The sequence below is a fragment of the Amycolatopsis sp. MtRt-6 genome (genome assembly GCF_017308975.1).
In the GTDB taxonomy this organism is placed as follows: Bacteria; Actinomycetota; Actinomycetes; order Mycobacteriales; family Pseudonocardiaceae; genus Amycolatopsis.
The window spans coordinates 63,584-69,890 of the sequence record NZ_JADWPD010000004.1; the positions used below are offsets into that span (position 1 = coordinate 63,584).

The 6,307-nt window shown below is 71.8% G+C and carries 6 protein-coding genes; 1 reads left to right on the plus strand and 5 read right to left on the minus strand.

Annotated elements, in window-relative coordinates; all coding sequences use genetic code 11:
* Positions 1-12: 12 nt before the first annotated feature.
* The 3 genes from I4Q55_RS08940 to I4Q55_RS08950 all read right to left on the minus strand — a co-directional run bounded on the left by I4Q55_RS08940 (position 13) and on the right by I4Q55_RS08950 (position 2,960).
* Positions 13-1,371 (minus strand): protein kinase, encoded by a 1,359-nt coding sequence (locus tag I4Q55_RS08940; protein ID WP_206785570.1) that lies wholly within the window; start codon positions 1,369-1,371, stop codon positions 13-15.
* A 107-nt stretch (positions 1,372-1,478) separates the two neighbouring features.
* Entirely contained in the window at positions 1,479-1,940 is a 462-nt protein-coding gene (locus tag I4Q55_RS08945; RefSeq protein WP_206785571.1) for an HNH endonuclease, read from the minus strand.
* Between the two features lie 93 nt (positions 1,941-2,033).
* Positions 2,034-2,960: a PHB depolymerase family esterase gene (locus I4Q55_RS08950; protein WP_206785572.1), complete on the minus strand. Its 927-nt coding sequence runs from the start codon at positions 2,958-2,960 to the stop codon at positions 2,034-2,036.
* Positions 2,961-3,129: 169 nt separating this feature from the next.
* On the opposite strand from I4Q55_RS08950, the gene htpG reads away from it, so the two are divergent.
* Positions 3,130-5,019 carry a molecular chaperone HtpG gene (gene htpG / locus I4Q55_RS08955; RefSeq protein ID WP_206785573.1) on the plus strand — a complete coding sequence of 630 codons (1,890 nt, stop codon included), beginning with the start codon at positions 3,130-3,132 and terminating at the stop codon, positions 5,017-5,019.
* A gap of 92 nt (positions 5,020-5,111) precedes the next feature.
* On the opposite strand, the gene I4Q55_RS08960 is transcribed toward htpG, so the two are convergent.
* Together I4Q55_RS08960 and I4Q55_RS08965 are read right to left on the minus strand one after the other, a co-directional pair.
* The gene (locus I4Q55_RS08960) at positions 5,112-5,732 is read right to left on the minus strand and encodes a plastocyanin/azurin family copper-binding protein (RefSeq protein ID WP_206785574.1); all 621 of its coding nucleotides are present in this window, start codon (positions 5,730-5,732) and stop codon (positions 5,112-5,114) included.
* Entirely contained in the window at positions 5,729-6,205 is a 477-nt protein-coding gene (locus I4Q55_RS08965) for a hypothetical protein (RefSeq protein WP_206785575.1), read from the minus strand. Before I4Q55_RS08965 ends, I4Q55_RS08960 begins: the two co-directional genes overlap by 4 nt.
* Positions 6,206-6,307 lie beyond the last annotated feature (102 nt).

The following is a 6,307-nucleotide window of genomic DNA, read 5'->3' on the forward strand; positions in this document are numbered from 1 at the left end:
TGCCTCCGAAACTCAGAGCGTCCGGCAGGTGAGCGCCGGGCGGGCGGCGTCCCTTCCGTTCCCCGTCAAGGCGATCAGGCCGAACGTCGTCGACGCGGCCGCGTCGAGCTTCGCGTTCCAGGCGGCGTTTTCGACCGTCACCGTGGAACCATCGACCGTGAACGTGCCGTTCCACAAGCCGCTGATGCGGTGACCGGCGGGTAGCTGCCAGCGGACGCTCCAGCCGGACAGGCCCGCGGCCCGGTCGTTGCGCACCGTCACCTGGACCTGGTAGCCGCCGGGCCAGGAGTTCGTCACCTCGTAGCGCGCGGCGCACCCCAGCTCGGCCGGCGTCGTGGGCGCCGGGCTCGAGCCGGCCGGTGCCGCGGGCGCGGACGAGATCGGGGCGGCCACCGGCGTGCCGTCCGGGACGATCACCGTGCCGATCACGACGCCGAGGGCCAGCAGCACCGCGCCCGCGGCGCCCGCGAGGACGAGCCGGCGCCGCGGCCGGCGGACACGCATCAGCCGGGTTCCGGCCCGGGGCCGCGGGCGGGGCGGCGGCAGCGGACGGCCGCCGGCGACGGCTTCGAACAGCTCCTGGACCTCCGCCATCGCCGGGCGCGCTTCGGGGTCCCGCTGCAGCATCCGGGTCAGCACCTCGGCGAGCGGCCCGGTGTGCCGCGGCGGGATGACCTCCTCCTTCGCGACGCGCAGGAGCAGCGTGATCGCGTTGTCGTCGTGGCCGAACGGGGGAGCGCCCTCCAGCGCGCGGTACAGCGTTGCCCCGAGGGAGAAGACGTCGGCGGGGAAGCCGGCCTCACGGCCGCCGGCGACTTCGGGCGCCAGGTAGGCCGGTGTGCCGGCGATGAACCCGCCGCCGGTCACGGTGCCTTCGCCGGTGGCGCGGGAAATGCCGAAGTCGGCGATCTTGGCGACGCCGGACTCGCCGAGCAGGACGTTGGCGGGGGTGACGTCGCGGTGCACGACCCCCTCGGCGTGCGCGGCGGCGAGCGCCGACGCGATCTGCGTGCCGACGCGCGCCACCTCGTCGGCGGGCAGGGTCTCCCGGTCGAGCAGGATCTGCGCCAGGCTGCGCGAGGGCAGGTACTCCATCACCAGGTACGGCCCGCCGTCGGCCTCGACGACGTCGTGCACCGTGATCGCGTGCGGGTGCCGCAACCGGGCCGTCAGCCGCGCTTCACGCAGCGCGCGCCGGCTCGCCTGCTCCCCGGCGGCCTGCCCGATGGCGGCGTCGTAGTCGAGCTGCTTGACCGCGACGACCCGGTCGAGGCGCTCGTCGCGGGCGCGCCAGACGACGCCCATCGATCCCTGGCCGATCCTCGTCTCCAGCCGGTAGCGCCCGGCGATCAGCTCTCCTGCGTCGGTCACGGCGACCTCCCCGGCCTTCCCCAGAGCACACGGAACACACGGATGGGGGTGGCGTTCGGTTCGAGCCTAACGGCCTGCCCGCCGGTGTGCCGACGGACAGGCCGCGCTCAGGCGCCGGGCCGGTGCAGCTGGTCCCACGCGGGGACGTACGGCGTGAACCGCAGCTTCATCCCGGCCTCGCCCGGCAGCTTGTCGCCCTTGCGGGCGTTGCAGCTGCGGGCGGTGCCGCCGCACGCGGCGACCGTGTTGAGCCAGTCGGTCCGGGCGCCGCCGCGGCTCAGCGGCGTCACGTGGTCGATCGTGGTGGCGCGTTGCCCGCAGTAGGCGCAGCGGTAGCCGTCACGGACCAGCACGCCGCGCCGTGACCAGCGCGGCGGCTGCGTATATCGCCACTTCATGACGACATAACGCAGCAACCGCACGATCTTCGGGCGCGGGAACAGGCCGTAGGCGAGGCCCTCCTCGGCCTCGTGGATCTCGGCGACGTGGCGCACGAGCATGCGGATCGCGTGCGGGACCGAAACGGTCTGCAGCGGCTCGTAGCCCGCGTTCAGGACGAGCACCTTCACAGCGCACTCCAATTCGACGATGGGGACGCGGGATGCGTCCGCACTTGGCGGAAATCATCGTCGCCGAGCGGCTTGACCTGCGTCAATCGTGTTTCAGCGCAGGGGATGCGCGCGGAAGAAGCGCCAGATGACCGGCGTCGCGTCGATCACCGTGGGTGTCGCGGAATCGTTGTTGGGCCGGGTGCTGGGCCAGACGTGACCGGCGCCTTCGACGCGGTAGTGCTCGAGCGCGCAGCCACGCCACTTCTGGGCAACCACCCCGGCTACCGGCGTCCACGACACCGGACCGGGCCGGCAACCGTCCCTTGTGGACCAGGCCGCCAGCCAGTCCGGGATCGCGGGCAGGCCCTTCGCCGGGTTGCCGGTGTAGGGGATCGTCGTGTCGGCCGTGCCGTGGAAGTCGAGGATCGGCGCCGGCCGGCTCGGGTGGCACGCGCCGCCCTGCGGGTAGAACGCGCCGGCCACCGGGGCGAACGCGGCGATCCGCCCGGCCAGCCGGCAGGCCAGCACGCCGACGAAGCCGCCGCCGTTGGACTTGCCGGCCGCGAAGATCCGGCCGGGGTCGACGCAGAGGGTGCGCTGCAGCGAGTTCAGCAGGTCGCTGGTGAACAGGACGTCGTCCGCGGCGGCCGAGTAGGGCGCCCCGGTCCACGCCGACTCGCCGTCGGTGCCGGCCAGGCCCTGCGGGTAGACCGCGATCGCGTCCAGCGCCGAGAAGCCGGACAGCTCTTCCTGGTACTGGGACGTCCGCTTGTGCCCGTGGAAGGACAGCACCAGCGGGTACGGCCGGTGCGGGTGGTAGCCGGCCGGCAGGTGGACCGTGTATTCGCGGTCGAGGCCGCCCGAGGTGACGTGCCGGGTGGTCGTCACGCCGGCCGGGAAGCCGGCGGGTCGCCCGCAGCCGGTGGTCGGGACGGGGTGGTCGGCGACACCGGCCGCGGCGGCGGGCGCGGCGAAGGCGGTGGTCAGGGCACAGGCCGCGGCGAACACGGCCACCCAGCGGGGGAAGCGTCCGGGCACTCGATCCTCCTTGATCGGCAGCGGGGCGTGGCCAGCATCACACCGGGAGCCGCCGGGGGCTCCATTGCGTTCATAAAGTGCGCGGTCCCCGGCTGTCGGACCCGCTCGGTAGGATCGACCCAACGACGGCCCGAGGACACGGCCCGAGGACATGCGGAAAGGAATGGAAGTGACTGCCCCGATCGAGACGCTGGAGTTCCAGTCGGAAGCGCGTCAGCTGCTCCAGCTGATGATCCATTCGATCTATTCGAACAAGGACACGTTCCTGCGGGAGCTCGTGTCCAACGCCTCCGACGCCCTGGACAAGCTGCGGCTGGAGTCGTACCGCGACAAGGATCTCGAGGCGGACACCGCCGACCTGCACATCGCGATCGAGACCGACCCCGAGGCGCGCACCCTGACCGTGCGCGACAACGGCATCGGCATGACGCGCGAAGAGGTCGTCGCCCTGATCGGGACGATCGCCAAGTCCGGCACCGCCGACTTCCTGACCAAGCTGAAGGAAGCGAAGGACGCCGCGGCGTCGCAGGACCTGATCGGGCAGTTCGGTGTCGGCTTCTACGCGAGCTTCATGGTCGCCGACAAGGTCACCCTCGTGACGCGCCGCGCGGGCACCGCCGAGGGCGTCCGCTGGGAGTCGACCGGCGAGGGCACCTACACGATCCAGCCGGTCGAGGACGCGCCGCAGGGCACCGCGGTCACGCTGCACCTCAAGCCCGAGGACACCGAGGACCACCTCTACGACTACACGTCCGCGGCGAAGATCCGCGAGATCGTCAAGCGGTACTCCGACTTCATCACCTGGCCCATTCGCATGAAGGGCGAGGGCGAAGACACCGAGACCGTCAACTCGATGAAGGCGCTGTGGGCGCGCTCGTCGAGCGAGGTCACCGAAGACGAGTACCACGAGTTCTACAAGCACGTCAGTCACGACTGGCAGGACCCGCTGGAGACGATCCGGCTGCAGGCCGAGGGCACGTTCGAGTACCAGGCGCTGCTGTTCCTGCCCTCGCACGCGCCGATGGACCTGTTCCTGCGGGAGCGCAAGCGCGGCGTGCAGCTCTACGTCAAGCGCGTCTTCATCATGGACGACTGCGAGTCGCTCGTCCCCGAGTACCTGCGGTTCGTCAAGGGCGTCGTCGACGCGCAGGACCTCTCGCTCAACGTCTCGCGGGAGATCCTGCAGCAGGACAGGCAGATCCAGCTGATCCGCCGTCGCCTGGTGAAGAAGGTCCTCTCGACGGTCAAGACCATGATGACCGCCGACGCCGAGAAGTACGCGACGTTCTGGCGCGAGTTCGGCCGGGCGGTCAAGGAGGGCCTGCTCGACGACTTCGAGAACCGCGAAGCCATCCTCGAGATCTCGTCGTTCGCCTCGACGCACGACGCCGAGAAGCCGACGTCGCTGCGTGACTACGTCTCGCGGATGAAGGACGGCCAGGAGCACATCTACTTCATGACCGGCGAGTCGCGGTCCGCGATCGAGAATTCGCCGCACATGGAGGCGTTCCGCGCCAAGGGCTACGAGGTGCTGGTGCTGACCGACCCGATCGACGAGATGTGGGTCGACTCGGTGCCGGGCTTCGACGGGAAGCAGTTCCAGTCCATCGCCAAGGGCCAGGTCGACCTCGAGTCGGAGGAGGACAAGAAGGCCACCGAGGTCGCCCGCGAGCAGCAGAACAAGGACTTCGAGAGCCTGCTGACGTGGATGGGCACGGCGCTGGGCGAGACGGTCAAGGAGGTCCGCCTGTCGTCGCGGCTGACGACGTCCCCGGCCTGCATCGTCGGCGACACGCACGACCTGACCCCGACGCTGGAGAAGATGTACCGCGCGATGGGGCAGGAGCTGCCGCCGATCAAGCGCATCCTCGAGCTCAATCCCGACCACGGGCTGGTGACGGGGCTGCGCGAGGCCCACGCCGCCCGGCCGGACGACGAGGGCCTGGCCGAGACGGCCGAGCTGCTCTACGGCATGGCCCTGCTCGCGGAAGGCGGCGAGCTGGCCGACCCGTCCCGGTTCATCAAGCTCCTGGCCGGCCGCCTGGAGAAGACCCTCTGACGTCCGCCGACGCTCGTGAGTGGTAATTCGGGTCAGAACCCGAATTACCACTCACGACAAGCCGCGGCAGGGATCGGGGCGGCGGCCGGAACTCAGGCCCGCCGGGAGCTCAGCAGGAGCAGGCACAGCACCGCGATGCCGGTGACGACGCCGGCGACCAGCAGCATCGGGTCCAACGTCGCCGGTGTGGCCGCGGTCGCCTGCTGGACCGCGGGCTGTGGTCCGGCAGCCGGGGTGGCGGCCGGCGTCGTGGCCGGGGGAGTGGTGGCCGAGGGCGTGGTCGCCGGCACGGCGGCGGCCGGCTTGCCGGTGGTGGTCTGCGGCGCGGTGGTCCGGGGCGGTGTGGTGCGGGGGGCTGTGCTCGGCGGTGCCGTCGTGGGGGCGGGCAGCACCGTCACCGAGGCCCGCATGTCCGGGTGCACCGAGCAGTAGTACTGGTACGTGCCCGGCTGCCGGAACGTGTAGCTCCAGCTCTGCCCGGCCGACAGCTGCGGGCTGCGGAACGCGACCGGCGCGCTCGTCGTGACGACGTCGTGCGGGGCCTGGTCGTGCTGCATCCAGGTGACCGTGTCGCCGACCCGGACGGTCAGCGCGGTGGGGGAGTAGGCGTAGTCCTGCATCATCACCTGCTGCGTCGCCGCGGTGGCCGGCCCCGCGAACGGCACGTTCAGGAACACGAGCAAGCCGGCGACGGCCAGGGCGGCGCGCCTCATCGGGCGAACTCGGTGACGGACCCGGTCACGAACTCGATCGCGATCTCGACGCGCAGCCGCCGCCCGGCGAGCAGCCGCGCGAGCCGGCCCGCGTGCCGCGGTTTCCGGCGGGCCGGGAGCACCGTCCCGGCGGCCCAGACCACGACCCCGTGGGCGTCGCGGTGCCGGACGTCGCCGCGCAGGCGGACGGTGCGCCCGGCCACGCTGCCTTCGACGACGAACGGGTCTTCGGCGACTTCGGCCGCGGTGAACGTGAACTCCTCGCCGCGGAACGCCCGGCCGAGGAACGGGATCGGCGTCCGCGGCGAGCCGGGATCGAGAGTGACCGTGAGTGCGGCTCCGGGCGTCCAGTGCCCACCGGTCGCGGTCAGGCGGCCGCGGATCAGCGGCGGCCGCGGGGAAACCTCGATGACACACCGGTCGCGGCGCAGGGCGTAGCCGGTCGCGGCGGGCAGGACGGCGGTGTCGGACATGAAGGATGGCCTCCGGGGAAGGGTGCGGGTGGCCCGGCGAGCCGGGCCCCCCGCCGGGATCAGCAGCTCGCCAGGTTGGGCCACCGCGTGAGCACGGTTTCG

Bases quoted from the DNA above. Each gene is read 5' to 3' on its own strand.
- I4Q55_RS08960 (WP_206785574.1), bottom strand. From the start codon at position 5,732: ATGAGGCGCGCCGCCCTGGCCGTCGCCGGCTTGCTCGTGTTCCTGAAC.
- I4Q55_RS08965 (WP_206785575.1), bottom strand. From the start codon at position 6,205: ATGTCCGACACCGCCGTCCTGCCCGCCGCGACCGGCTACGCCCTGCGC.